This window comes from Streptomyces sp. H39-S7 (assembly GCF_027158205.1).
In the GTDB taxonomy this organism is placed as follows: Bacteria; Actinomycetota; Actinomycetes; order Streptomycetales; family Streptomycetaceae; genus Actinacidiphila.
Genome location: NZ_JAPVLU010000062.1, coordinates 1 through 23,445, shown reverse-complemented (window position 1 = coordinate 23,445; position 23,445 = coordinate 1). Strand labels below are relative to the sequence as shown.

The following is a 23,445-nucleotide window of genomic DNA, read 5'->3' as shown; positions in this document are numbered from 1 at the left end:
ACCGGCGAGATCATCCACGTCGACGGCCTGCACGCGGTCGGAGCCTGAGCCGTACCGCTTCTGGCCTGTGCCGCTCCTGACCGACGGCGAACGCCCGGTCCCGACGCCTCGATGGCGTCCGGGGCCGGGCGTTCGCCGTTGCCGGGTCTACGCGGCGCCGAGCCCCCGGCAGTGGAACGCGTGCCCGGCCGCCTCGGCGGAAGCCGCCTCCGCGTCGCCCGCGCGGATCGCCTCGACCAGCCGGGCGTGGTCCAGGTGCTGCTCCGGGCGCAGCACCTCGCCGACGTCCGCGCGCAGGAAGTCGCGCAGCACCTCGCCGAAGTCCGCGTAGAGCTCGACCAGCACGTCGTTGTGCGAGGCGCCGACGACCGCCAGGTGCAGCGTCGCGTCCGCGTCGACGAACGCGGCGGCGTCCCCCGACTCCCAGGCCCGCTCGCGGCGCTCCAGCAGGGTGCCGAGAAGGCGCAGGTCGCGGTCGGTGCGGCGGACGGCGGCCAGCCCGGCGGCGGACGCCTCCAGGGCGCTGCGCAACTCGGCGACGTGCCGCGGGTCGGCGTCGGCGAACCGGCGGTGCATGACGCCCGCCAGCTCGCTGGTGGCCCGGACGTAGGTGCCGGAGCCCTGCCGGATGTCGAGCAGGCCGTTGTGGGCCAGGGCCCTGACCGCCTCGCGGACCGTGTTGCGGGCGACGCCGAGCTGTTCGACGAGTTCGGGTTCCGTCGGGATGCGGGAGCCGACCGGCCACTCCCCGGACGTGATCTGGGTGCGCAGTCGGGCGATCACCTGGTCGGCGAGGGTGGACTGCCGGGGGAGTGGACCGAGATTCATCCCATCATTCTATGATGGGTGCATGCGCGATGACGAACCCCTCACCCTCGACCGCGACAGGACTGTGATTTCGGCGGGCCCGGCGGACCCGGAGCAGGCCCCCGCCCCGTCCGCCGGGCGGGAAACGGCGCCGTTGTCCGTCTGGACGCGGCGCCTCGTGCTCGCCGGACTGATCCTCGCCGCGCTCAACCTCCGTCCCGCCGTCACCAGCCTCGGGCCGCTGATGAAGGAGGTCCGGGCCGGCCTCGGCATGAGCGGCGCCGTGGCCGGGCTCCTCACCTCCGTCCCCGCCCTGTGCTTCGCGCTGTTCGGGATCGCCGCCCCGCGCCTCGCCCGCCGCTTCGGCGCGGGCGCCGTGGTGTGCGCGGGCATGGCGGCCATCGCCACCGGACTCCTGCTGCGCCCGTTCGCGAACGGCACCGTGCTCTTCCTCGCCGCCAGCGCCGTCGCGCTGGCCGGCATAGCCGTCGGCAACATCCTGATGCCGGTGATCGTCAAGCGGTACTTCCCCGACCGGGTCGGCGCGATGACCGGGCTCTACTCGATGGCGCTCTCGCTGGGCACCGCGGCCGCCGCCGCGGCGACCGTGCCGCTGACCTCCGCCATGGGTCACGGCTGGCGGCTCGGCCTGGGCGTCTGGGCGGCGCTCGCTGTCGTCGCGATCGTGCCGTGGCTCGGCCTGATCCGGGACCGCAGCGCGGCGGGGCGGACCGCCCCCAGGGCCCCGGGCGCGACCGCCGTGACGGCGGGGGACGGCGGACGGATCGTCCGCAGCCCCACGGCCTGGGCGCTGGCCTGCTTCTTCGGTCTGCAGGCCACCGCCGCCTACGTCACGATGGGCTGGATGCCGCAGATCTTCCGCGACGCCGGGCTCTCCGCCGGCACCGCGGGCGCGCTGCTGGCCGTGACGATGGTGATGGGCGTCCCGCTCTCCTTCGCGCTGCCCTCGCTCGCCGGCCGGATGCGGCACCAGGGCCCGCTCGTCGTCGTCCTCGCGCTCTTCGGCCTCGCCGGATACACCGGCCTGTGGCTGGCCCCGGCCGGCGCCCCCTGGGTGTGGGCCCTGCTGCTCGGCATCGCCAACTGCGCCTTCCCGCTGGCCCTGACGATGGTCGGGATGCGCTCGCGCACCGGCGCCGGAGTGGTCCGGCTGTCCGCCTTCGCGCAGAGCACCGGCTATCTGATCTCGATCCCGGGACCGATCCTGGTCGGCGCCCTCTACCAGCACAGCGGCGGCTGGGACCTGCCCATCGCCCTGATGGCCGCGCTCATGCTGCCGCAGATCGTCGTCGGCGTGCTGGCCGGACGCAACCGGTACATCGAGGACGAACTGTGACGGCACCGCGAGAGACCCCGCCGACGTCCTCCGCGGCGCCGGTGCGAGACTGGGAGCATGCCCGTACTCGAGCCCAACCCCCCGCAGAGCCAGAAGCGGCTGATGGTCATCGTCGGTCTGATGCTGGCCGTTCCGGCCTTCGTCGCGGTCATCGCGACCGTCGCGGCCAAGTTCGGCTGACCCGCCGCCGACCCGCCGGTCAACCACCGCCCCCTGAGGCCCAGGGTGGGGACAACCCCACCATCCCTAGGGGGGCCAGGTCAGGGTCAAGTGGGTGGCCCGCCCGATGGGATCTTCGTGCACCCTTCCGTAGTTTCGAAGGGTCAGAACATCCCGGCACTACCCGAGGCGGTCACCGTGTCCACCCAGCCCATCCAGGCACACACCCGGCCCTCGCGGCACCCGGTCCGCCGAGGGGTCGGCGGGGTGCAGACGAGCCTGCCGTGGTGGGCCGTCGCGCTCCCCGCGCTCGCCTTCGCCGCCCTGCTCATGCTGATCGCGGGACCCGGCCGGACCGACGCCGGGGCGACCGAGTCCGCCGGCGACGTCATCGCCCGTGTCGCGGACGCGCTGCCCGGTATCGCCCAGCGCCTCCTGTGACCGGCGGCACCGGCGGCCGGGCACGGGCCGTAACCGCTACCCCGCGCCTGATCGCGGATTTTCTGGAAAGCTGAGGGGCATGAGCGTCGACTCGCCCCGCACGATCGTCCTACTCCGCCACGCCAAGGCCGACTGGCCCGCGGTCGCCGACCACGAGCGGCCGCTGGCCGAACGCGGTCGCACGGACGCCTCAGTGGCCGGCCGCCGCCTCGCCGACGCGGGGGTCGCCCCCGACCTGGTCCTGTGCTCCACCGCCGCCCGCACCCGGGAGACCTGGAAGCTCGCCGCGCACGAGATGCCGGAGCGACCCAGGACCGTCTACGAGGAGCGGCTGTACGAAGCGAGCCTGGGCGATCTGCTGGCCCTGCTCAACGAGACCCCCGAGGACATCGGCACCCTGCTGGTCGTCGGCCACAACCCCGGCGTGCACGCCCTCTCCGACGCCCTCGCGGGCAGCGCCGAGGCGGACGCCCTCGCCCGGATGAACCGCGGCGGCTTCCCGACCGCGGCCTTCGCCGTGATCACGTTCTCCGGCTCCTGGAAATCCGTCGAGCACGGCGTCGGCAGGCTCACCGACTACTGGGTGCCGCACGAGGCCTGAGCCCGGGGCCGCGCCCGCCCCCGGAGCCGCCCGCTTTCCGGGGCCTACTCGCCCGGGGCGGACTCCGTCGGGGTGCCGTCCAGCGCGTCGGCCGCCTCGACCTCTTCGCGCGTGATGCCCAGCAGGTACAGGACGGTGTCGAGGAACGGCACGTTGACCGCGGTGTCGGCGGCCTGCCGGACGACCGGCTTGGCGTTGAACGCGACACCCAGCCCCGCCGCGTTCAGCATGTCCAGGTCGTTCGCCCCGTCACCGATCGCGACGGTCTGGCTCAGCGGCACCCCCGCCTGCTCGGCGAAACTCCGCAGCAGCCGGGCCTTGCCGGCCCGGTCCACGATCGGCCCCGTCACCCGGCCGGTGAACTTCCCGTCCACCACTTCCAGGGTGTTGGCGGCCGCGAAGTCCAGCCCCAGCCGCTCCTTCAGATCATCGGTGACCTGGGTGAAGCCGCCCGAGACGATCCCCACCTGGTAGCCGAGCCGCTTGAGGGTGCGGATCAGGGTGCGGGCGCCCTTGGTGAGCCGCACCTCGGCGCGGACCTTGTCCGCCACCGACTCGTCCAGCCCCGCCAGCAGCGCGACCCGGGCGTGCAGCGACTGCTCGAAGTCCAGCTCGCCGCGCATCGCCGCGGCGGTGACCTCCGCGACCTCCGCCTCGCACCCGGCGTGCGCGGCGAAGAGCTCGATCACCTCGTCCTGGATGACGGTGGAGTCGACGTCCATGACCACCAGCCGCTGCGCCCTGCGGTGCAGCCCGGCCGGGACCACCGCCACGTCCACCCCGCGCGCCGCGGCCTCCGTCGCCAGCGCGGAGCGCAGCACCAGCGGGTCGGCGCCCGAGACGGCGAACTCGACCGCGGTGACGGGGTACTTGGCGAGCCGGAAGATACGGTCGATGTTGCCGCCGGTGCCGGTGATGCAAGCCGCTATGGCGGCTGTCGACCGGGCGGTCAGCGGGTTGCCCAGCACCGTCACGTGGGAACGTCCCTCACCGCGCGGCCGGTTGTCGCCGATGCCGGAGATGATCTCCGCCTGCATCTTGATCGACTCGGACCAGCTGTGCACGGTGGAGCGCAGCTCGCCCTCCGCGCCGGGGGCGGTCGGCGCGGTCACCAGCGCGCACAGCACCATCCGGCCCCGGGTGACGACCTGCTCGATGTCCACGACGTCCACACCGAACGCGGCGAGGGTGTCGAAGAGCCCGGCGGTGATGCCTGGGCGGTCCTTGCCGAAGATCTTGACGAGGAGGGTGGGCGCGTCCGCGGAGGGAACGGCGGCGACAGGGAGGGGCTGCGTGGCGTCGTTCATGGTGACACCACCGTATCCGGCGGCCTCAAGGACACGACGAGCCGTCCCGCGTGGCGGACACCCGTCCGGACCTGCGGGGAGACAATCAACCGGAATGCCCGGCTCTACGCCCTTCCGCCGCCGCCGTCGTCGTCGCCGCTGCCACCGCTTGCCACCGCCGTCGCCGCCGGAGCACGACCTAACGTCGGCGGGGCGGTGCTCCCGGCGGGGGCGGGGGCTCGCCCGGCGGGTCGGGCCACTTGTCGGAACCGCCCCGGCCCTGGGAGCGGCGCGGCAGCGGCGGGGGCAGTGGAGCGCCGGCCACCGTCTGGGCCGCGTGCGGCGAGTCGCCCCCGGCGTTCCCGCCGGCCCCCGCCGACTGCTTGTACGGGTTCGGCCCGTCCTCGTCCGGCCGGTACGCCGGGCTGGGAAGGTACGGCCCCGGCTCGTACGCGAGGGCCGGGTACGTCCGCGCGGAGTCGCCGGCCGCCCCTTCCGGGGCGCGGCCGAGCGCCAGGGGCGCCGCCTGCCGCCCCGCGGCGCCGGTCGCCAGCGCTAGCAGCGCGCCCGCGCCGCCCGCTCCCGCGCCCCAGAGCGCGCCCAGCAGCAGCGCCCACGGGATGCTGCCGTGCAGCTCCATCCCGGCCCCGACGGCGTCGAAGCCGAAGACCGACAGGTTCGCGTTGACCGAGACACCGGTGAGCCACACCAGCAGCGGGAACGCGACGGCCGACGCGGCCCCCAGCCGCAGCGCGCAGCGCCCCACCCAGCCGGCGCGCGGCCCGGCCCCCAGGGGGGTGCGGGTCGCGGTGAGCGCCCCGGCGGTCAGCATCATCAGCGCCACCGCGACGGGCAGCAGCCAGACCCGGCCGTCCAGGTCGGCGAGGCGGCCGATCGTGACGGGCTCGTTGACGCCCTCGCTCAGCAGCCCGTCGATGGGATGGGGCAGCAGCTTGGCGAGTTCGCCGGTCGCGACGCCCTTCCACTGGACGAACAGGCCCAGTGGCACCGCCAGCCAGACCCCGTTGGGCGCGCCCAGGAGCGCGGCGCCCATGATCCGGCCCGGTTCGTCGCCGGTGACCGCCGCGTACCCGGCGGCGGCGAACCCCGCCGCCACCGCGAGCACCAGCACCCCGCACAGCGCCGAGACGGCGGGCCGCACCACGCGGTGCACCGCCTGCCAGCCCGGCGGCAGCGGCGTACGGCGGGAGGCGAGCAGCGCGATCAGCAGCACCGCCAGCACCCACACCAGGCCGCGCAGCAGCGTGGGGGCGGTGTCGACATGGAAGCCCACCGATGTCTTGGCCTTGATCAGACCCTCCAGCCCGTCGGTGAGCCCGCTGCCCCCGATGCCGGGCAGGTCGTCCAGCAGGCCGCCGCCCGGGGAGGAGCCGAGCGCGGCCCCGTCGATGGCGATGGTGTCCTGGCCGGCCCAGGCCAGCCCGCCGAGCAGGGCCAGGAAGAGCGCCGCGACCGAGAGCACCCGGGCGGCGAGTTCGCCGACGGGGACGACCGTCCCGGCCTTGCGCCTCTCCGTTGTGCGCGCTCCGCCTCGACTCCGCTGCGGGCGGGTTCCGGTCGCTCGTTCCTCGCTCGCGACCCCCACCCTTCGTTGCATCTCGGCTGCGCCGCGCAACGACCGCAGGAAGACCCACGCCAGCAGCAACGCGCCCACCAGGCCGACGCCCAGGGGCATGACGCCGATGGCGCCCTGCGTCTCCATGCCGTCCATCCCGAACATGGCGACGTCGCCCGACGGGCTGACCCGGCCGCCCGCGGCCATCGCGACCACCGCCGCCGTCATCGGTCCGAGCGAGCCGGCGGCGTCCGCCCCGAGTAAGTGCAACCCGAGCGCCGCGGTGGCCGTCATGGCCAGAAACGCCCAACTCACAGCCGCGACGGCGGAGAGCAGTACGCTCAGCCAGGGCGTGGTCCTAGCGGTCATCCCGGCCCCCCGAGGTCGTGTCCTTGGGCGGTTACTACTCTCCGGTGGCTTTTGAGCACAGTCAACGCTGCCGGCGGGCGTACTTGTCGGAGGGCGGGTTCCGGTTCGACTGCCGGGCCTGAAATAGTTCCTCCCGATGTTCGCAATCCCTAGACTCCCCGCATGGGGAAATACCGGGGGACAACTTTTGGGGCTTGGGGTGCCTGAACTCGTACTCGAATTGAACGGTCAAACCTGGACGCTCGATCCATCCAGGTCGTACAGCCTCGGGCGGGATCCGCAGGGAGACATGGTGTTCGACGACGCCAGGGTCTCCTGGCGGCACGCCACCATCCGCCGGGGCGAGCGCAGTTGGGTCGTCGAGGATCTCGGCAGCACCAACGGCACCTACGTCCAGGGCCAGCGCATCCACCAGATGGAGGTCGGACCGGGATCCGCCGTGAACCTCGGCAACGCGACCGACGGCCCCCGTCTCAACTTCAGCGCCGGTCAACAGGTCAGCGCCGATCTCTACAGTGCGGAGACGTCGCTGGCGCAGCCGCACCAGGCACCCGCGGGCCGCGCGGCACCCGTCGCACGGCCGGCCCCGCCGTTCCAGCAGCCGCACCAGCCGCCGGCCCAGCAGCAGCCCCACCCGCCGCAGCAGGGTGGCTGGAACCAGCCCCCCGCGGCGCAGGTGCCGCAGCAGCAGGGCTGGCCGCAGCAGCCGCAAGGTGGGCAGCAGCCGCAGGGCGGGCAGCAGCACCGCAGCCCGACCACGATGCACCACTTCTCGATCAACCAGGTCACGAAGATCGGCCGTGCGCTGGAGAACGACCTGGTCGTCTCCGACCTCCAGGTCTCCCGGTTCCACGCCGAGTTCAAGGCGCACCCGGACGGCCGCTTCGAGATCGTCGACCTGGGCAGCCACAACGGCACCTACGTCAACGGTCAGGCGATCCAGCGCCACCTGCTGGGCCCGAACGACATCGTCGGCGTCGGGCACTCCACCTTCCGGCTGGCCGGCGACCGGCTCGAGGAGTTCGTCGACACCGGCGAGGTCTCCTTCTCGGCCCGGCGGCTGACCGTCACGGTCCCGCAGGGCAACACCACGAAGACGATCCTCAAGGACGTCTCCTTCGGAGTCCCGGAGAAGTCGCTGATCGGTGTGATCGGCCCTTCCGGTTCCGGCAAGTCCACGCTGCTGCGTGCGCTGACCGGCTACCGCCCGGCCGACCAGGGCGAGGTGCTGTACGACAACCGGAACCTGTACAAGCAGTTCGCCGAGCTGCGGCAGCGCATCGGTCTGGTCCCGCAGGACGACATCCTGCACAAGGAGCTGACCGTCCGCAAAGCACTGCGGTACGCGGCCAAGCTCCGCTTCCCCGGTGACACCGCGACCGACGAGCGCAACCACCGGATCCAGGAGGTCCTGCAGGAGCTCAAGCTCGACATCCACGCGGACAAGCGCATCACCTCCCTCTCGGGCGGTCAGCGCAAGCGTGTCTCCGTCGCGCTGGAGCTGCTCACCAAGCCGTCGCTGATCTTCCTGGACGAGCCGACCTCCGGCCTCGACCCCGGGATGGACCGCGACGTCATGAAGCTGCTGCGCGGTCTCGCCGACGACGGCCGCACCGTCCTGGTGGTCACCCACTCGGTGGCCGAGCTGGCGTTGTGCGACAAGCTGCTGGTGATGGCGCCGGGCGGTTCGGTCGCCTACTTCGGCCCGCCGGAGGAAGCGCTCAACTTCTTCGGTTACGAGACCTGGGCCGACGTCTTCTCGGCGTTCGAGAACTACCGCGACTACGACTGGTCCGGTCGCTGGCACGGTTCGCCGCACTACCAGATGTACGCGGCCGACCTGGACTCCGCCCCGCAGGCCGCGGCGGTCGTCCCGCAGATGGCCACCCGGCCGCCGAAGCCGCAGAGCTGGGGTTCCCAGCTGCTGACGCTGGTGCGCCGTTACCTGTCGGTGATCGCTTCCGACCGCGGATTCATCGGGCTGATGTTCATCCTGCCCGCGGTGCTGGGTGTGGTGAGCGTCGTCATCCCGGCCGACAGCGGACTGGGACCGGGCCCGCTCAAGGCCCACCTGGTCAACAAGGACGCGGGCACGATCCTGCTGATCCTGGCGGTGGGCGCCTGCTTCTCGGGCGCCGCCAACTCGGTACGAGAACTGATCAAGGAACGGGTGATCTACGAGCGGGAACGGGCCACCGGCCTGTCCCGCTCCGCGTACCTGATGTCCAAGGTCATCGTGCTGGGTCTGATCACGGCCCTGCAGGGCGTCATCATCTGCGGCATCGGGTTCGCCCCGCGGGCCATGCCCGTCGAAGGCGTGATCTTCAAGAGCTCGCCGGCGATCGAGATGACGCTGGGCGTCATCGCGCTCGGCTTCACCTCGATGATGTTCGGCCTGATCATCTCGGCCCTGGTGAAGACCGCCGAGAAGACCATGCCGCTGCTGGTGATGTTCGCGATCGTCCAGGTCGTCTTCACCGGGGTGCTCTTCCAGCTCTACGACTCGATCGGCGTGGAGCAGTTCGCCTGGCTGATGCCGGCCCGCTGGGCCGTCTCGGCCCTGGGCACCACCGCCCAGCTGAACGTCCTCATGCCATGGGACGCGGCCAACCCGGACCAGCTCTGGGAGCACACCGCCACCCAGTGGATCGTCGACATGGGCGTGCTGGTCGTGCTCGGTGTCATCTGCGGCATCGTGGTCTCGCGGCTGCTGCGCCGCCACGAGCCGGAGGTCATGCGCAAGTAGCGCGCAGGACCGCAGAACGCCGAAGGGCGGCCGTACCCGTGGGGGTGCGGCCGCCCTTCGGCGTTGGTACCGGTGCTCAGTAGGCCGAGTCGACGTTGTCGATCGTGCCGTAGTTCGCGGCCGCGTAGTTGCACGCGGCGGTGATGTTGGCGACCGGGTCGTAGATGTCCATCGAGGTGCCCTCGACGTGGTACTGCTGGAACGTCGGGTCGATGACCTGCAGCAGACCCTTGGAGGGTATGCCGGCCATGGCGTTGGAGTCCGTCAGGTTGATGGCCTGCGGGTTGCCCGACGACTCACGGATGATGTTGCGGTAGATGCCGTCGTAGGTGCCCGGAATGTTGTGGGCGGCCATGACCGACAGCGACTCCTTGATCCAGCCGTCGAGGTCGTTGGTGTACGTGACGGCGGCCGGGGCCGGAGCCGGGGCCTTGGTCTCGGCCTTCTCCTTGGCGGCGAGGGCCTTGCGCTCCTTGGAGCGGTTCGCGGCCTGCTCCTCCTTGCGCTGGGCGGCCTCGTCGGCGGCCTTCTTCTTCGCGGCGGCGTCAGCGGCCTTCTTCTTAGCGGCCGCGGCCTTGTCGGCCGCCTTCTTCTTGGCGGCGGCGTCGGCAGCGGCGTGCTTCGCGGCGGCGCCGGCCTGGTCGGCGATCGTCTGCGGGTCGGCGGTGCTGACCGAGGCGAAGGTGGAGGGCTCGTTGGCGGAGGCGAGGGCCGTTCCGTCGGATCCCTGGACACCGGCGGTGATGGCCAGGACCGTCAGGGCGGCGGTCGCGGTGCCGGCTACGGCGAAGGAGTGCACCTTGCTCAGGCGGCCGAGCTTCGGGAGCGTCGGGAACTGCATGCGGAGTTACCTCTTCCATTTGCGGACTCCGGCATTGATAGCTGGGTAAAAACCGCAGGGCAAAGAGGTCGATTACTAACGAAAGTCGTAGTTGTACTGTGAACGGGCGGGGCGGTTTACGGGCGCCTTACGCGCCACGGGCACCCTTCTGGTCCACTAAGCGGCTTCGTAAGTGACGTGCGTCCTATCGGGCAGGTCACACGGCACCACCCCCGTCATGACGGATCGTCATGGCGGGGGTGCGTACGGTGACGGCTTTTTCGCACGTCCGGCGGACGCGGAGCGAAGGGGCCCGCGCGTCCTACGGAAGCAGCAGGTTCACATCGCCGAACTCGTGCCACAGATAGCCGCCGCGCAGGGCCTCCGCGTAGACCCGCTCCAGCAGCGGAGCACCCGCCACCGCCTCCAGCATCAGCAGGTGGGAGGCCTCCGGCTCGTGCAGCCCGGTCAGCAGCCCGTCCACTGCACGTACCCCGCGTTCCGGGGTCAACACCAGATCGGTCCAGCCCCGCGCGGCACCGACCGTGCCCCGGCCGTCCGCCGCCGACTCCAGCGCCCGCACCGCCGTCGTACCGACCGCGACGACCCGGCCCCCGCCGCTGCGGGCCGCGTTCACCTGCCGTGCGGTGCTCGGCGGCACCTCGAACCACTCCGGGTACGGCGGCTCGTGTGTCTCGGCCGAGGCGACCCCGGTGTGCAGGACGATCGGCGCTATCTGCACACCCCTGCTGACCAGGGAGGTCACGATCCCGGCCGTAAACGGCCGGCCGGCGCTCGGCATCTCCGCCGAGCCGAGGCCGTCGGGCGACGGCACCGAGAAGACCGTCTGGTACGCGGCGAGCGGCTGGTCCCGCTCCGTGTAGGAGTACCGGATCGGCCGGCCGTGCCGGTGCAGATAGCCCGCGGTGTCCGCCATCGACGGCCGCGCCAGCCACATGCGGTCCCCGCGCGGCGACAGCGGCTCCTCCAGCACCAGCCGCTCCCCGCCCGGCAGCTCCACGACCGCCCCGGCCGGGCCGCCGGCGCGCGGCACGGTCGTGCCGCGGCCGTCCGGCGTCCGCACCTCCACGGCCCAGCGGCCCGGGGACCCGGGGCCCGAAGGGTCCTGGCGCGTCGAGAAGTGCACGGTCACCGGTTCCCCGGCGAGCAGCCCGCCGACCGCCGCGGGCAGCGTCCGCGAGGTGTTCACCACCAGCACGTCACCCGCCCGCAGCAGCGTGGGCAGCTCCTGGAAGGCGTGGTGCGACACCTCGCCCGCCGCCGCCCGTCCGACCAGCAGCCGTACGCCGTCCCGCCGCTCGGCGGGCGCCCGCGCCGACAGCTCGGGCGGCACCCGCAACCCCCGCAGCCCCGCCACGACGGTCACCGCGCTTCCAGCAGCGCCGGAGCGCTGTAGCGCCCGCTGGGCGCCTCCTCGTCCAGCAGTCGCAGGAAGGCCGGGGCGACGTCCGCGGGCAGCAGCCGGTCCGACGGGTCGTCGTCCGGGACGGCCGCCGTGTACAGGTCGGTCCGCAGGTCGCCCGGGTCCACCCACCACACGCGCAGCCCCGGCTCCTCCACCGCCAGCACCGCCGACAGCTGTTCCAGCGCGGCCTTGCTCGCCCCGTAGCCGCCCCAGGTCCCGTAGGCCTCCACCGCCGCGTCGGAGCTGATGTTCAGCACCGCACCGCCCGACGCCCGCAGCAGGGGCAGCGCCTCCCGCACGAGCCCCAGCGGCGCCACCACGTTCGTCTCCAGCGCGGCCCGCAGCCCGTCCACCGGGAGCTCCGCCAGCGCCACCAGCGGCTCGGCGCCGAGCGCGCTGGCGTTGTTCACCAGCAGATCGACACCGCCGAACGCGCGGGCCGCCGCGACCAGCGCGGTCCGGTGGGCGGCGTCGGTGACATCGCCCGGCACGGCCGCCACCCGCCCCGGGCCCTCCCGCTCCAGCTCCGCCGCCGCCGTTTTCAGCACCCCCTCGGACCGCCCGTCGAGCACCAGGTCCCAGCCGCGCCGGGCCAGCACGCCGGCCACCGCACGCCCCAGTCCCCGCGACGCCCCCGTGATGATCGCTACCGTCATCGTCGTCCACCCTCCGAGCCGCCTCCGGACCCGGTGCCCGGCGGCTGCCTTCACCGTAGGAACACCGCCGCGCCCAGCGCGTCGGCCGTCCGCCGCAGCTCGGGGGGCACTTCGTCCTAGGTCGCCGGGCCGATCCGCCGGCGGCGCGGCGCCGGTAGGTTGACGGCATGGTCAACCGGTCGCCCCGAGGCGGAATCGAAGCGGTCAGCGCCGCGGTCCTGGCGATGAGCCGGCACCTGGAGGTGCGCGAGGTGCTGCAGACCATCGTCGCGTCCGCCCGCGAGCTGCTCGGCGCCGAGTATGCCGCGCTCGGCGTGCCCGACGATCACGGCGGGTTCGCCCAGTTCGTCGTCGACGGGGTGAGCGACGAGCAGTGGAAGGCGATCGGCCCACTGCCCCGGCAGCACGGCATCCTCGCCGCGATGCTCCACGAAGCGACCCCGCAGCGGCTCGCGGACGTCACCCAGGCCGACTGCTTCGGGGGCTGGCCGCGCGCCCACCCCGGCATGACCGACTTCATCGGGATGCCGGTCGTGGACGGCGACGAGATCCTCGGCGCGATCTTCCTGGCCAACAAGGTGGGCCCGAGAACCGGCCCCACCACCGACTGCGCCTTCACCCAGGACGACGAGACGCTGCTGCGGACCCTGGCCGCGCACGCCGCCATCGCCCTCACCAACGCCCGCCTCTACGAGCGCAGCCGGGAACTGACCCTGGCGGGGGAGCGGGCGCGCATCGCCCACGAGCTGCACGACGCGGTCTCCCAGAAGCTCTTCTCGCTGCGCCTCACCGCACAGGCCGCCGCCGCCCTGGTCGACCGCGACCCGGCGCGCGCCAAGGAGGAGCTGAAGCAGGTGGCGGCGCTCGCCGCCGAGGCCGCCGACGAACTGCGCGCCGTCGTCGTCGAACTGCGGCCCGCGGGACTGGACGAGGACGGCCTCGTCGCGACCCTGCGCACCCAGGCCGAAGTGCTCGACCGGGCCCACACCGCCCATGTCACCTTCACGTCCTGCCAGGTCAAGGCGTTGCCCGCCGCCCAGGAGGAAGCGCTGCTGCGCGTCGCGCAGGAGGCGCTGCACAACGCGCTGCGCCACGCGGACGCCGAGACCGTCACCGTCTGCCTCACCGGCCGCGGCAAGGGGGCGGTCCTGCGGGTCCGCGACGACGGCAACGGCTTCGACCCGTCCGCGGTGCGCCGCGCCGGACGCCATCTGGGCCTGGTCTCCATGCGGGACCGGGCAGGCGGCGCGGGCGGGAACCTGACAGTGGAATCGGAGCCCGGCAAGGGCACCGTCATCGAGATGGAGGTGCCCGGTGGCTGAGTCAGAGGGACAGGGCCGCATCCGCGTGCTGCTCGTCGACGACCACCAGGTGGTGCGCCGCGGGCTGCGGACCTTCCTGGAGGTCCAGGGCGACATCGACGTCGTGGGGGAGGCGGGCGACGGCGACGAGGGCGTGGCCCGCGCCGAGGAACTGCGCCCCGACGTGATCCTGATGGACATCAAGATGCCCGGCGCCGACGGCATCTCCGCGCTGCGCAAGCTGCGCGAGCTCGGCAACCCCGCCCGGGTGCTCATCGTCACCAGCTTCACCGAGCAGCGCACCATCGTGCCCGCCCTGCGGGCGGGAGCCGCCGGCTACGTGTACAAGGACGTGGACCCCGAGGCGCTGGCCGGCGCGATCCGCTCGGTGCACGCCGGCCATGTGCTGCTGCAGCCGGAGGTGGCCGACGCCCTGCTCTCCCAGGAGTTCCACGGCGGCGGTCAGGGGCGGGGCAACGCGCTCACCGAGCGGGAGCGCGAGGTGCTGACGCTGATCGCCGACGGTCGCTCCAACCGGGAGATCGCCCGCGCGCTGGTGCTCTCCGAGAAGACCGTGAAGACCCACGTCTCGAACATCCTGATGAAGCTGGACGTCTCGGACCGCACCCAGGCAGCGCTGTGGGCGGTCAGACATGGCATCGGAGCCCCGCCGGACGCCTGACCGCCCCGCGGCGGAGCCGGTGCGGCTCAGGCCCGCCGCTCCGACTCCTCCACGTACGCGTTGTACGCCGCCACCTGCGCGCGCCGCGCGGTGCGCTCCACCGGGCGCAGCAGCTCCGCCCGCGCGGCGATCTGCGACGCGCTCACCGCGCCGCCGTGCCCGTCGGACGCGATCGCGACCAGCGCGCCGACCCGCTGGGCCAGCGCCAGCACCCGCACCGCCCGGGGCGGATAGCCGGGCGCCAGCAGCTCACGGCCGCGCTCCGCGCGCGCCCGGTACGCCGCCAGGGCCGCCTGGGCGACCGGCCCCGCCCCGGCCACGTCCAGCCGGGTCAGCGCCTCGGTGGTGTCCCGCAGCGCCTCGGCCAGCTCCCGCTCGGCCTCGCCGAGCGAAGGCACGTCGGCCGGCGGGCCCTGCCGCACTTCCCGGCACCGCCACTCCACCTCCACATGGACATCGCCGCGCGGCCCGGCCTCCGTCACGTCGGGCACGAGGCCGAGCGCCGGGCCGCCGACCGCGATCACGGCCTCGCCCGCGGCGAGCGCCCGCGCGTTGAAGTCCGCCGGGCCGCTGAGACCCAGCGGATGTCCCGGCGCGGGCAGGGCGATCCGCAGTCCGGTCGTGCCGAGCGCACGCAGCCGGCCGAGGCCGAGCGTCAGCCCGACCGGGCCGTTCTCGCCCGGCAGTCCGGTCATCCGATGGATCGCGTCCTCGCCCAGAATCTCCTGGGCGACATCATCCGGTGCGGCAAGTCCGGCAAGTAGGGCATTTCCCCACGCCGCCAGCCGTCCTGATCGAGGTTCGTCAAGCATCCCCCCAGCCTAAGGAGTGGACCGCCCGACGCGTGGCGTAGGTTTTCCCTCGGGGCCCTGCCCGTGACAACCGAAACTGCAATGGGAGACAACGCGCTCATGAGCGATGTGCTGGAGCTGGTGGACGTATCGGTGGTCCGCGACGGACGGGCTCTGGTGGACCAGGTCTCGTGGTCGGTCAGCGAGGGCGAACGCTGGGTGATCCTCGGACCGAACGGCGCGGGAAAGACCACCCTGCTCAACGTCGCCTCCAGCTACCTCTTCCCGACCACCGGCACCGTCCAGGTGCTCGGCGAGAAGCTCGGCAGCGTCGACGTCTTCGACCTGCGCCCCCGTATCGGCATGGCCGGCGCGGCCATGGCGGACAAGATGCCGCGCGGCCAGACCGTCCTGCAGACCGTGCTCACCGCCGCGTACGGCATGACCGCGCACTGGCAGGAGAGCTACGAGCAGGTCGACGAGGACCGCGCCCGCGCCTTCCTCGACCGGCTGGGCATGTCGGATTACCTGGACCGCAAGTTCGGCACCCTGTCCGAGGGCGAGCGCAAGCGCACCCTGATCGCCCGCGCCATGATGACCGACCCGGAGCTGCTGCTGCTCGACGAGCCGGCCGCGGGCCTGGACCTCGGCGGCCGTGAGGACCTGGTGCGGCGCCTCGGCCGGCTCGCCCGCGACCCGATCGCCCCCTCCATGATCATGGTGACCCACCATGTCGAGGAGATCGCCCCCGGCTTCACCCACGTCCTCATGATCCGTCAGGGCAAGGTCGTCGTCGCGGGACCCGTCGAGCTGGAACTCACCTCGCGCAACCTCTCCCACTGCTTCGGCCTCCCGCTGATCGTCGAGCGCAGGGGCGACCGCTGGACCGCCACGGGACTGCCCCTCTCCTGACGATCGGGCGCCCTGCCGGGGGACCGCGGTCCAACACCCCCCGGCGACGCCCCCGTTCGTGCTTCCCCGCGCCGGTCCCGCGCCCGTCCCCGCACGCGGAAGGCCTGTCACAGATCACCTCCGCGCCCCTACGATGGGGTGGTGGACTCATGGGTGTGGTGGCTGATCGCCGCCGTAGGACTCGGTATACCGCTCGTGATCACGGCTATGCCCGAATTCGGGATGTTCGCGGTCGGTGCCGTCGCGGGGGCGATCACCGCCGCGCTCGGCGGCGGCATCGTCATCCAGGTCATCGTCTTCGTGGTCGTCTCCGTCGCGCTCCTCGCCGTCGTCCGCCCGATCGCCTACCGGCACCGCACCCAGCGGCCCGAACTGCGGACCGGGATCGACGCGTTGAGGGGGCGGCAGGCCGTCGTGCTCGAACGGGTCGACGGCGGCGGCGGACGGATCAAGCTCGCCGGAGAGATCTGGTCGGCGCGCGCCCTGGATGAGGAACGGAGCTTCGACCCGGGCGAGAAGGTGGATGTCGTAGAGATCGACGGGGCGACCGCCGTCGTCATGTGACCGCACAGTCCATCAGGGCCACCGCGGCCGTGCTCCGGGAATTCGCCGAACCTGAGCGCACCGCCGCAGTGGTCTGCGAGAATTGATCATGTCGTAGTACGTCCGCAAACGGCGCGGGAGTGGACATGCAGCCGATCATCATCGTCCTGATCATCCTGGTGGTGCTCGTCTTCGTCGCGCTCATCAAGACGGTCCAGGTCATCCCCCAGGCGAGTGCCGCCATCGTCGAACGCTTCGGCCGCTACACGCGGACCCTGAGCGCGGGCCTGAACATCGTCGTCCCGTTCATCGACACCATCCGCAACCGCATCGACCTCCGTGAGCAGGTCGTGCCGTTCCCGCCGCAGCCGGTGATCACCCAGGACAACCTGGTCGTCAACATCGACACGGTCATCTACTACCAGGTCACCGACGCCCGCGCGGCGACGTACGAGGTCGCCAGCTACATCCAGGCGATCGAGCAGCTCACCGTCACCACGCTCCGCAACATCATCGGCGGCATGGACCTGGAACGGACGCTGACCTCCCGCGAGGAGATCAACGCGGCGCTGCGCGGTGTGCTGGACGAGGCCACCGGCAAGTGGGGCATCCGCGTCAACCGCGTCGAGCTCAAGGCGATCGAGCCGCCCACCTCCATCCAGGACTCGATGGAGAAGCAGATGCGCGCGGACCGTGACAAGCGCGCCGCGATCCTCACGGCCGAGGGCATCCGGCAGTCCCAGATCCTCACCGCCGAAGGTGAGAAGCAGTCCTCCATCCTGCGCGCCGAGGGTGACGCCAAGGCCGCCGCGCTGCGCGCCGAAGGTGAGGCCCAGGCCATCCGCACGGTCTTCGAGTCGATCCACGCGGGCGACCCGGACCAGAAGCTGCTGGCCTACCAGTACCTCCAGATGCTCCCGAAGATCGCGCAGGGAGACGCCAACAAGCTCTGGATCATCCCCAGCGAGCTCAACGACGCGCTCAAGGGCCTCGGCGGCATCGTCAACCTCCCCGGCGCCCCGGGCAACGGAGCCGGCGGCGGCAACCACGGGAACGTCAACGGCGGCGGTGACGACTCCGCTCCGCGCCGCGAGACCCCACGCTTCGACAAGGACTGACCCTCGGGCATGATCGGTGTATTCGACACCGGTCATCGAGGGGTACAGCGTGACGTTCTGGGAGGCACTCGCCGTCTTCGCGGCGGGCATCGGCGCCGGCACCATCAACACCATCGTCGGCTCCGGCACCCTCATCACGTTCCCGGTACTGCTCGCCGTCGGCCTCCCGCCGGTCACGGCGAACGTCTCCAACACCCTCGGCCTGGTCCCCGGTTCGCTCAGCGGCGCCGTCGGCTACCGCCGTGAACTGCGCGGCCAGCGCCGGCGCGTCGTGCGGCTCGGCTCCACCGCCCTGGCCGGCGGCCTCACCGGCGCGATCCTGCTGCTCACCCTGCCGTCCGACGCGTTCGACACGATCGTCCCCGTACTGATCGGACTGGCCCTGGTCCTGGTCGTGCTGCAGCCCCGGCTCGCCCGCGCCATCAAGGCCCGCCGGGAACGCGAGGGCACCGAGGTCCCCACCGACGGCGGCCCGCTGCTGCTCGCCGGCCTCTTCCTCGCCAGCATGTACGGCGGCTACTTCGGAGCCGCCCAGGGCGTCCTCTACCTGTCGCTGATGGGCCTGCTGCTCCACGACGACCTGCAGCGGATCAACGGGGTCAAGAACGTCCTGGGCATGCTCGTCAACGGCATCGCCGCCGTGATCTTCCTCTTCGTCGCCGACTTCAACTGGGCCGCCGTCGGCCTCATCGCCGCCGGCGCCACCCTCGGCGGCGTCGTCGGCGCCCGCATCGGCCGCAAACTGCCGCCGACGGCGCTGCGCGGTGTCATCGTCGCCGTCGGCATCGTGGCCATCGTCCAGCTCGTCCTCAGATGACCGGCCGCACGCGGCCCGGGACGGCGATCACACCGCGGTGATCACACCGCCCCGGGCCCGCCACCGTCAGCGCCCCACCGCGATCAGGCCGGCAGCGCCAGCCACCCCGGCAGCGCCGCACTGTCCCTGATCCCGAGCGCCAGCAGCAGGGTGTCCGCCGGCGTCGGCTCGAACGGCTGCGCCAGCAGCCGCATCCCCGCCTGCTCGGGAGTCCGGTCCGCCTTGCGGCCGTTGTCCTCGGAACAGGCCGCGACCGTGTTCAGCCAGGTGTCCCCGCCACCGCGCGACCGCGGGACGATGTGGTCCACCGTGCTCGCCCGGCGACCGCAGTACGCGCACCGGTGCCGGTCACGGACCAGCACCCCCCGCCGCGACCACGGGGCCCGTTGTCGGAACGGCACCCGAACGTATCTGCGCAGTCTGATCACCAGCGGAACCGGAACCTCGACGGCCGCGGCGCGGATGCGCAGCCCGGGATGCGCCTGCTCGACGACGGCCTTCTCCTGCATCACCAGCACCACGGCACGCCGCAGCGACACCGTCGACAGCGGCTCGAAGCTCGCGTTCAGCACCAGAGTCTCCCGCATTGCACCCACCCCAAGGATCCGTCCCCGCCCCATGGCGAAGTGGGTCCACTGTGCCTGGCAGGACTCCCGCGGACAACGCAATTTCCTTGCGGGGACAGGGGATTCGGAGAGGCGCGGGAACAGCCGCGGGACGAAGGACAGCCGAAAACGCCGGACGCCCCGGACGCTTCCCCCCGTGCGTAACGGAAGCGTCCGGAGCGTACGGCGGGCGGCGCGGGCACCGGGCGGGAAACACCCGGTTCCGACGGACGGCCGGCATCGCGAGGGCGAGAACCACCACAACACGACGCACCGCCGCCCCCGCTGACGCGGTACCCACCGCCCGGTGATGGTGGGCCACCACCAGACACGTACCACTGTGCGATTCGGGACGTTCGGGCGCAACGCAATTAACGCGCCCCGACGGCCCCGAGGACCCCGGCGGCTCTCAGGGTTCCGGCGTCAGCTCCCGGCCGGCGCCTCGTACTCCCCGATCAGCTGGGCGCGGCCCAGCGTGTGGAAGCGCAGGTTGAAACCGATCGCGGCCGGCGAGGCGTCCGCGTCCGGGCCGAGCTTCTCGGTGTCCACCGCGTACACGGTGAAGACATAGCGGTGCGAACCGTCCCCGGGCGGCGGCGCCGCGCCGCCGAAGTCCCGCGTCCCGTAGTCGTTCCGCACATGCACCGCGCCCTCGGGCAACCCCTTGAACTCCCCGCCGCCCGCACCCGCGGGCAGTTCGGTGACGGACACGGGGATGTCGAAGAGCGACCAGTGCCAGAACCCGCTGCCGGTCGGCGCGTCCGGATCGAAGCACGTCACGGCGAAACTCTTCGTCCCGGCGGGAAAGCCCTCCCACCGCAGCTGCGGTGAGGTGTTCCCGGCCGCGTGGACCTGCTCGTCCTTCAACACCCCGCCCGGCGCCACGTCATCGCTCACCACCGTGAACGACGGCACCGGCGGATGGAACTCATGGGGGAGCGGCCGCCGCTTCTGCTCGGTCACCTCGACACCTCCTGATCGCGGGAACGTCTGTGCACTGCCGCCGGCCGAGGCCGGCGGCACCTGCGGACCGAGCCTAGATCGTCAGAACCAGTTGCGCTTGCCGCCGACCTCCGCCAGCCACTGGTTGAGGTACGCCGTCCAGTCGGTGCCCTGGAAGGACTGCAGGTTGACCGTGAACGACCGGTACGAGTCGCTGCCCTCGCCGAACAGCCCCGGCTTCTTGTCCATCTCCAGGATCACGTCCATCTCGTGGCCGTCCGCGATGAAGGTCAGCTCCACCTGGTTCAGCCCCCGGTACTGGTGCGGAGCCCGGAACTCGATCTCCTGGTAGAACGGCAGCCGCTGCCGCGTCCCCCGGATCTGCCCCTTCTCCAGGTCCGCGGCCTTGAACGCGAAGCCCAACTGCCCGAACGCGTCCAGCAGCGCCTGCTGCGCCGGCAGCGGGTGGACACTGACCGGGTCGAGGTCACCCGAGTCCACCGCGCGGGCGATCGCCAGCTCGGTCGTCACCCCGATGTTCATCCCCGACAGGTGCCGGCCCAGGAACGTCGTGACCGGCGTCTCCCACGGGATCTCCAGCGCGAAGGGCACGGTGTGCACGGCCCCCGGTGCCACCTCGAACGCCCCGCCGAGCTGCTGCCGGTGGAACTCGATGTCCTGCTTGTACTCGTTGTCGCCGCTCTCGACCTCGACCCGGGCCTGCAGTCCGACGGAGAGGCCTTCGATCTGCTGCGCCACCGAGCCGCCCTGGATGCGCACCTCGCCCCGGACGACACCACCCGGCACCACGTTCGGGTCGGTCAGCACCGTCTCGACGGACGCGCCACCGGCACCCATGCTGGCCATCAGCTTCTTGAAGCCCACGTTGGTCCACTCCTCATACCGGCGGTTGACTGTTTCTCTACGTTCCTACGGACTCTACGAACGCGGAACCGGTGTGAACGGTTCCAGTACCCTCGTACCGCATGATCACCGACAGGGAAAGGGCCCCGCTCACCCGGTCCTTCTTCGACCGCCCCGTCCTCGACGTCGCACCGGACCTCCTCGGCCGCATCCTCGTCCGCACCACTCCGGACGGCGCGATCGAGCTGCGCCTCACCGAAGTGGAAGCCTACGCAGGACCCGTCGACCCGGGATCACACGCCTACCGCGGGCGCACCGAACGCAACGCGGTGATGTTCGGCCCGCCCGGCCACAGCTACGTGTACTTCACGTACGGCATGTGGCACTGCCTCAACCTGGTCTGCGGCCCCGAGGGCACGCCCAGCGGGATCCTGCTGCGCGGCGGCGAGATCATCCGGGGCGCGGACCTCGCCCGCGCGAACCGCCCCACCTCCCGCAAGGACGCCGACCTCGCCCAGGGCCCGGCCCGGCTCGCCACGGCGCTCGCCGTCGACCGGTCGCTGAACGGGTCCGACGTCTGCGACCCCTGGACGAGCGTGGCGGGCGAACCGGCCGGCAGCCCGTTCCGCGTCCTCACCGGCACACCGCCCGCCGCCGGCCTGGTACGCAGCGGCCCCCGCACCGGCGTCGGCGGCGAGGGCGCCGTCCACCCCTGGCGCTTCTGGATCGACGGCGACCGCACCGTCAGTCCCTACCGCGCCCACGCCCCCAGACGCCGTCGATAACGACTCGCCGCGAACGCGTACTCTCGGACACGCTGTACGGACGCTCCGCGACCGCCCCGAGCGGACCGCGGAGAGCCGACCCCAGTACTGACGCCGCACTGACCCAAGGAGACAAGAGACCCGTGACGGACATCGTCGACGAGCTGCAGTGGCGCGGACTGATCGCCGTATCCACTGACGAGGACGCACTGCGCAAGGCGTTCGCGGACGGCCCGGTCACGGTCTATTGCGGCTTCGACCCCACGGCGCCCAGCCTGCACCTCGGCAACCTGGTGCAGATCCTCACCATCCGGCGGCTGCAGCAGGCGGGCAACCGTCCGCTGGGCCTGGTCGGCGGGGCCACCGGCCTGATCGGTGACCCCAAGCCGTCGGCGGAGCGAACGCTGAACGCTCCCGAGGTCGTCGCCGACTGGGTCGAGCGCGTCCGGCGGCAGATCGAGCCCTTCCTCTCCTTCGAGGGCCCGAACGCCGCACTGATGGTGAACAACCTGGACTGGACGTCCGGGATGTCGGCGATCGAGTTCCTGCGCGACGTGGGCAAGCACTTCCGCGTCAACAAGATGATCGCCAAGGAGGCCGTCGCCCGGCGGCTCAACTCCGACCAGGGCATCAGCTACACCGAGTTCAGCTACCAGATCCTCCAGGGGATGGACTTCCTGGAGCTCTACCGGCGTCACGGCTGCACGATGCAGACCGGCGGCAGCGACCAGTGGGGCAACCTGACGGCCGGCATCGACCTGATCCACCGCGTCGAGGGGGCGTCCGTCCACGCCCTGGCCACCCCGCTCATCACCAAGGCGGACGGCACCAAGTTCGGCAAGACCGAGGGCGGCGCGATCTGGCTCGACCCCGAGATGACCACGCCGTACGCCTTCCTCCAGTTCTGGCTGAACGCCGACGACCGTGACATCTCCAAGTTCCTGCGGATCTTCAGCTTCAAGTCCCGCGAGGAGATCGAGGAGCTGGAGCGCCTCACGGAGGAGCGCCCGCAGGCCCGCGCCGCCCAGCGCGCCCTGGCGGAGGAGCTGACGACCCTGGTGCACGGGGAGGCCCAGTGCACAGCGGTCACGAGCGCTTCCAAGGCGCTTTTCGGCCAGGGAGAACTGACGGATCTGGACGAGGCCACGCTCGCGGCCGCACTCTCCGAGCTGCCGTACGCCAAGGTCACGACGTTGGAGCCGGTCGTCGACCTGCTGACCGCGGTGGAGCTGGTGGCCAGCAAGTCGGCCGCCCGCCGCGCCATCAAGGAGGGCGGCGCCTACCTGAACAACGCCAAGGTGACCAGCGAGGACGCGGTCCCGGCCGCGTCCGATCTGCTGCACGGCAGGTGGCTGGTGCTCCGCCGCGGCAAGAAGAGCCTCGCCGCGGTCGAGGTCGGCTGAAACTGCGCGTTTGGGCGGCGGTTGAGCTTGACTCGGCCGCCGCTCGTACGTAACGTAGTCCGAGCCGCTTGAAACGGTGAGTCCGGTTCGTCCGGATCCCGCGGGGGTGGCCACCCACTACTACGACTTCCCGTCAGGGTTGCTTTTCGGTGCGCCGGAATTCAGTCCGAATAGCTCGATTATGAGCGGGGCAGGAAATCGGCTAACGTAGTGGACACGCCGCAAGGCGAGAAACAAAAGCCCGCCTCAGCGGGTGGCAGAAACGGGAAATCGGATCTGCTAAGCTGAGAAACACGAAGGGAAGCTCGGAGGGCGCCGGTAAAATGGCACCGAAGGAAGCGTCCGTTCCTTGAGAACTCAACAGCGTGCCAAAAGTCAACGCCAGACTTAAAACACCCCGGGCGGAACCCGATCGGGTTTCGTTTGGTGGTTCCTTTGAAACAAAGTCCTTCTGCCCTC

Annotated in this window: 24 protein-coding genes; 13 read left to right on the top strand and 11 right to left on the bottom strand. The window is 71.8% G+C overall.

Annotated elements, in window-relative coordinates; genetic code table 11:
* Nucleotides 1–147 precede the first annotated feature (147 nt).
* Nucleotides 148–828, bottom strand: coding sequence for a FadR/GntR family transcriptional regulator (locus tag O3X23_RS37995; RefSeq protein WP_269277965.1), 681 nt, complete (start codon nucleotides 826–828; stop codon nucleotides 148–150).
* Between the two features lie 22 nt (nucleotides 829–850).
* On the opposite strand from O3X23_RS37995, the gene O3X23_RS37990 reads away from it, so the two are divergent.
* The 4 genes from O3X23_RS37990 (at nucleotide 851) to O3X23_RS37975 (ending at nucleotide 3,365) form a co-directional block, all read left to right on the top strand.
* Nucleotides 851–2,164 (top strand): CynX/NimT family MFS transporter, encoded by a 1,314-nt coding sequence (locus O3X23_RS37990; RefSeq protein WP_269277962.1) that lies wholly within the window; start codon nucleotides 851–853, stop codon nucleotides 2,162–2,164.
* A 57-nt stretch (nucleotides 2,165–2,221) separates the two neighbouring features.
* The gene (locus O3X23_RS37985; protein ID WP_269277959.1) at nucleotides 2,222–2,344 is read left to right on the top strand and encodes an SGM_5486 family transporter-associated protein; all 123 of its coding nucleotides are present in this window, start codon (nucleotides 2,222–2,224) and stop codon (nucleotides 2,342–2,344) included.
* 177 nt (nucleotides 2,345–2,521) lie between these two features.
* Nucleotides 2,522–2,764, top strand: a complete 243-nt coding sequence (locus tag O3X23_RS37980; RefSeq protein WP_269278026.1) for a hypothetical protein — start codon at nucleotides 2,522–2,524, stop codon at nucleotides 2,762–2,764.
* Between the two features lie 79 nt (nucleotides 2,765–2,843).
* Nucleotides 2,844–3,365, top strand: a complete 522-nt coding sequence (locus tag O3X23_RS37975) for a SixA phosphatase family protein (protein WP_269277956.1) — start codon at nucleotides 2,844–2,846, stop codon at nucleotides 3,363–3,365.
* 44 nt (nucleotides 3,366–3,409) lie between these two features.
* Here O3X23_RS37975 and serB read toward each other — a convergent pair whose 3' ends face one another.
* Nucleotides 3,410–4,672 carry a phosphoserine phosphatase SerB gene (gene serB, locus O3X23_RS37970; protein ID WP_269277953.1) on the bottom strand — a complete coding sequence of 421 codons (1,263 nt, stop codon included), beginning with the start codon at nucleotides 4,670–4,672 and terminating at the stop codon, nucleotides 3,410–3,412.
* 178 nt (nucleotides 4,673–4,850) lie between these two features.
* A complete protein-coding gene (locus O3X23_RS37965; protein ID WP_269277950.1) occupies nucleotides 4,851–6,596 on the bottom strand; it encodes a streptophobe family protein in 1,746 nt (581 codons plus the stop codon).
* Between the two features lie 199 nt (nucleotides 6,597–6,795).
* Here O3X23_RS37965 and O3X23_RS37960 point away from each other — a divergent pair, with 199 nt between their 5' ends.
* A complete protein-coding gene (locus O3X23_RS37960; RefSeq protein WP_269277947.1) occupies nucleotides 6,796–9,342 on the top strand; it encodes an FHA domain-containing protein in 2,547 nt (848 codons plus the stop codon).
* A 76-nt stretch (nucleotides 9,343–9,418) separates the two neighbouring features.
* On the opposite strand, the gene O3X23_RS37955 is transcribed toward O3X23_RS37960, so the two are convergent.
* The 3 genes from O3X23_RS37955 to O3X23_RS37945 all read right to left on the bottom strand — a co-directional run bounded on the left by O3X23_RS37955 (nucleotide 9,419) and on the right by O3X23_RS37945 (nucleotide 12,244).
* Complete coding sequence (locus tag O3X23_RS37955) at nucleotides 9,419–10,183, bottom strand: transglycosylase SLT domain-containing protein (RefSeq protein WP_269277944.1); 765 nt, start codon at nucleotides 10,181–10,183, stop codon at nucleotides 9,419–9,421.
* A gap of 301 nt (nucleotides 10,184–10,484) precedes the next feature.
* Nucleotides 10,485–11,549, bottom strand: coding sequence for an S-adenosylmethionine:tRNA ribosyltransferase-isomerase (locus O3X23_RS37950; RefSeq protein ID WP_269277938.1), 1,065 nt, complete (start codon nucleotides 11,547–11,549; stop codon nucleotides 10,485–10,487).
* Nucleotides 11,546–12,244, bottom strand: coding sequence for an SDR family NAD(P)-dependent oxidoreductase (locus O3X23_RS37945; RefSeq protein ID WP_269277935.1), 699 nt, complete (start codon nucleotides 12,242–12,244; stop codon nucleotides 11,546–11,548). Before O3X23_RS37945 ends, O3X23_RS37950 begins: the two co-directional genes overlap by 4 nt.
* 167 nt (nucleotides 12,245–12,411) lie before the next feature.
* Between O3X23_RS37945 and O3X23_RS37940 the strand changes: the two genes are divergently transcribed.
* The gene (locus O3X23_RS37940) at nucleotides 12,412–13,566 is read left to right on the top strand and encodes a GAF domain-containing sensor histidine kinase (RefSeq protein WP_269277932.1); all 1,155 of its coding nucleotides are present in this window, start codon (nucleotides 12,412–12,414) and stop codon (nucleotides 13,564–13,566) included.
* A complete protein-coding gene (locus O3X23_RS37935) occupies nucleotides 13,559–14,227 on the top strand; it encodes a response regulator (protein ID WP_269277929.1) in 669 nt (222 codons plus the stop codon). The genes O3X23_RS37940 and O3X23_RS37935 overlap by 8 nt, the downstream gene beginning before the upstream one ends.
* Nucleotides 14,228–14,253: 26 nt before the next feature.
* On the opposite strand, the gene O3X23_RS37930 is transcribed toward O3X23_RS37935, so the two are convergent.
* Nucleotides 14,254–15,039 carry a hypothetical protein gene (locus O3X23_RS37930; RefSeq protein ID WP_269277927.1) on the bottom strand — a complete coding sequence of 262 codons (786 nt, stop codon included), beginning with the start codon at nucleotides 15,037–15,039 and terminating at the stop codon, nucleotides 14,254–14,256.
* Nucleotides 15,040–15,120: 81 nt separating this feature from the next.
* Here O3X23_RS37930 and O3X23_RS37925 point away from each other — a divergent pair, with 81 nt between their 5' ends.
* The 4 genes from O3X23_RS37925 to O3X23_RS37910 all read left to right on the top strand — a co-directional run bounded on the left by O3X23_RS37925 (nucleotide 15,121) and on the right by O3X23_RS37910 (nucleotide 18,408).
* On the top strand, nucleotides 15,121–15,930 hold the full coding sequence (locus O3X23_RS37925; RefSeq protein WP_269277924.1) for an ABC transporter ATP-binding protein: 810 nt from the start codon (nucleotides 15,121–15,123) through the stop codon (nucleotides 15,928–15,930).
* Nucleotides 15,931–16,071: 141 nt separating this feature from the next.
* The gene (locus tag O3X23_RS37920) at nucleotides 16,072–16,494 is read left to right on the top strand and encodes an NfeD family protein (protein WP_331284002.1); all 423 of its coding nucleotides are present in this window, start codon (nucleotides 16,072–16,074) and stop codon (nucleotides 16,492–16,494) included.
* Nucleotides 16,495–16,619: 125 nt separating this feature from the next.
* On the top strand, nucleotides 16,620–17,591 hold the full coding sequence (locus tag O3X23_RS37915) for an SPFH domain-containing protein (RefSeq protein WP_269277918.1): 972 nt from the start codon (nucleotides 16,620–16,622) through the stop codon (nucleotides 17,589–17,591).
* A 49-nt stretch (nucleotides 17,592–17,640) separates the two neighbouring features.
* Nucleotides 17,641–18,408, top strand: coding sequence for a sulfite exporter TauE/SafE family protein (locus tag O3X23_RS37910; protein ID WP_269278020.1), 768 nt, complete (start codon nucleotides 17,641–17,643; stop codon nucleotides 18,406–18,408).
* Between the two features lie 83 nt (nucleotides 18,409–18,491).
* On the opposite strand, the gene O3X23_RS37905 is transcribed toward O3X23_RS37910, so the two are convergent.
* From O3X23_RS37905 to O3X23_RS37895, 3 genes are all read right to left on the bottom strand, one after another.
* Complete coding sequence (locus O3X23_RS37905) at nucleotides 18,492–18,995, bottom strand: HNH endonuclease (protein ID WP_269277915.1); 504 nt, start codon at nucleotides 18,993–18,995, stop codon at nucleotides 18,492–18,494.
* A 441-nt stretch (nucleotides 18,996–19,436) separates the two neighbouring features.
* Complete coding sequence (locus O3X23_RS37900) at nucleotides 19,437–19,976, bottom strand: YbhB/YbcL family Raf kinase inhibitor-like protein (RefSeq protein ID WP_269277912.1); 540 nt, start codon at nucleotides 19,974–19,976, stop codon at nucleotides 19,437–19,439.
* An 81-nt stretch (nucleotides 19,977–20,057) separates the two neighbouring features.
* Nucleotides 20,058–20,840: a sporulation protein gene (locus O3X23_RS37895; RefSeq protein ID WP_269277908.1), complete on the bottom strand. Its 783-nt coding sequence runs from the start codon at nucleotides 20,838–20,840 to the stop codon at nucleotides 20,058–20,060.
* A gap of 101 nt (nucleotides 20,841–20,941) precedes the next feature.
* On the opposite strand from O3X23_RS37895, the gene O3X23_RS37890 reads away from it, so the two are divergent.
* Both O3X23_RS37890 and tyrS read left to right on the top strand, forming a co-directional pair.
* Complete coding sequence (locus O3X23_RS37890) at nucleotides 20,942–21,604, top strand: DNA-3-methyladenine glycosylase (RefSeq protein ID WP_269277906.1); 663 nt, start codon at nucleotides 20,942–20,944, stop codon at nucleotides 21,602–21,604.
* A 122-nt stretch (nucleotides 21,605–21,726) separates the two neighbouring features.
* Complete coding sequence (tyrS, locus tag O3X23_RS37885; protein WP_269277903.1) at nucleotides 21,727–22,986, top strand: tyrosine--tRNA ligase; 1,260 nt, start codon at nucleotides 21,727–21,729, stop codon at nucleotides 22,984–22,986.
* A 202-nt stretch (nucleotides 22,987–23,188) separates the two neighbouring features.
* Here tyrS and O3X23_RS37880 read toward each other — a convergent pair.
* The coding region (locus O3X23_RS37880) for a hypothetical protein (RefSeq protein WP_269277901.1) at nucleotides 23,189–23,445 on the bottom strand (257 nt) is incomplete at its 5' end.

Excerpts from the sequence above, each read along its gene's own strand:
- O3X23_RS37955 (WP_269277944.1), bottom strand. The coding sequence starts at position 10,183 with ATGCAGTTCCCGACGCTCCCGAAGCTCGGCCGCCTGAGCAAGGTGCAC.
- O3X23_RS37915 (WP_269277918.1), top strand. The coding sequence starts at position 16,620 with ATGCAGCCGATCATCATCGTCCTGATCATCCTGGTGGTGCTCGTCTTC.
- O3X23_RS37990 (WP_269277962.1), top strand. The coding sequence starts at position 851 with ATGCGCGATGACGAACCCCTCACCCTCGACCGCGACAGGACTGTGATT.
- O3X23_RS37965 (WP_269277950.1), bottom strand. The coding sequence starts at position 6,596 with ATGACCGCTAGGACCACGCCCTGGCTGAGCGTACTGCTCTCCGCCGTC.
- O3X23_RS37995 (WP_269277965.1), bottom strand. The coding sequence starts at position 828 with ATGAATCTCGGTCCACTCCCCCGGCAGTCCACCCTCGCCGACCAGGTG.
- O3X23_RS37930 (WP_269277927.1), bottom strand. The coding sequence starts at position 15,039 with ATGCTTGACGAACCTCGATCAGGACGGCTGGCGGCGTGGGGAAATGCC.
- O3X23_RS37985 (WP_269277959.1), top strand. The coding sequence starts at position 2,222 with ATGCCCGTACTCGAGCCCAACCCCCCGCAGAGCCAGAAGCGGCTGATG.
- O3X23_RS37945 (WP_269277935.1), bottom strand. The coding sequence starts at position 12,244 with ATGACGGTAGCGATCATCACGGGGGCGTCGCGGGGACTGGGGCGTGCG.
- O3X23_RS37905 (WP_269277915.1), bottom strand. The coding sequence starts at position 18,995 with ATGCGGGAGACTCTGGTGCTGAACGCGAGCTTCGAGCCGCTGTCGACG.
- serB (WP_269277953.1), bottom strand. The coding sequence starts at position 4,672 with ATGAACGACGCCACGCAGCCCCTCCCTGTCGCCGCCGTTCCCTCCGCG.
- O3X23_RS37975 (WP_269277956.1), top strand. The coding sequence starts at position 2,844 with ATGAGCGTCGACTCGCCCCGCACGATCGTCCTACTCCGCCACGCCAAG.
- O3X23_RS37925 (WP_269277924.1), top strand. The coding sequence starts at position 15,121 with ATGGGAGACAACGCGCTCATGAGCGATGTGCTGGAGCTGGTGGACGTA.
- O3X23_RS37940 (WP_269277932.1), top strand. The coding sequence starts at position 12,412 with ATGGTCAACCGGTCGCCCCGAGGCGGAATCGAAGCGGTCAGCGCCGCG.
- O3X23_RS37890 (WP_269277906.1), top strand. The coding sequence starts at position 20,942 with ATGATCACCGACAGGGAAAGGGCCCCGCTCACCCGGTCCTTCTTCGAC.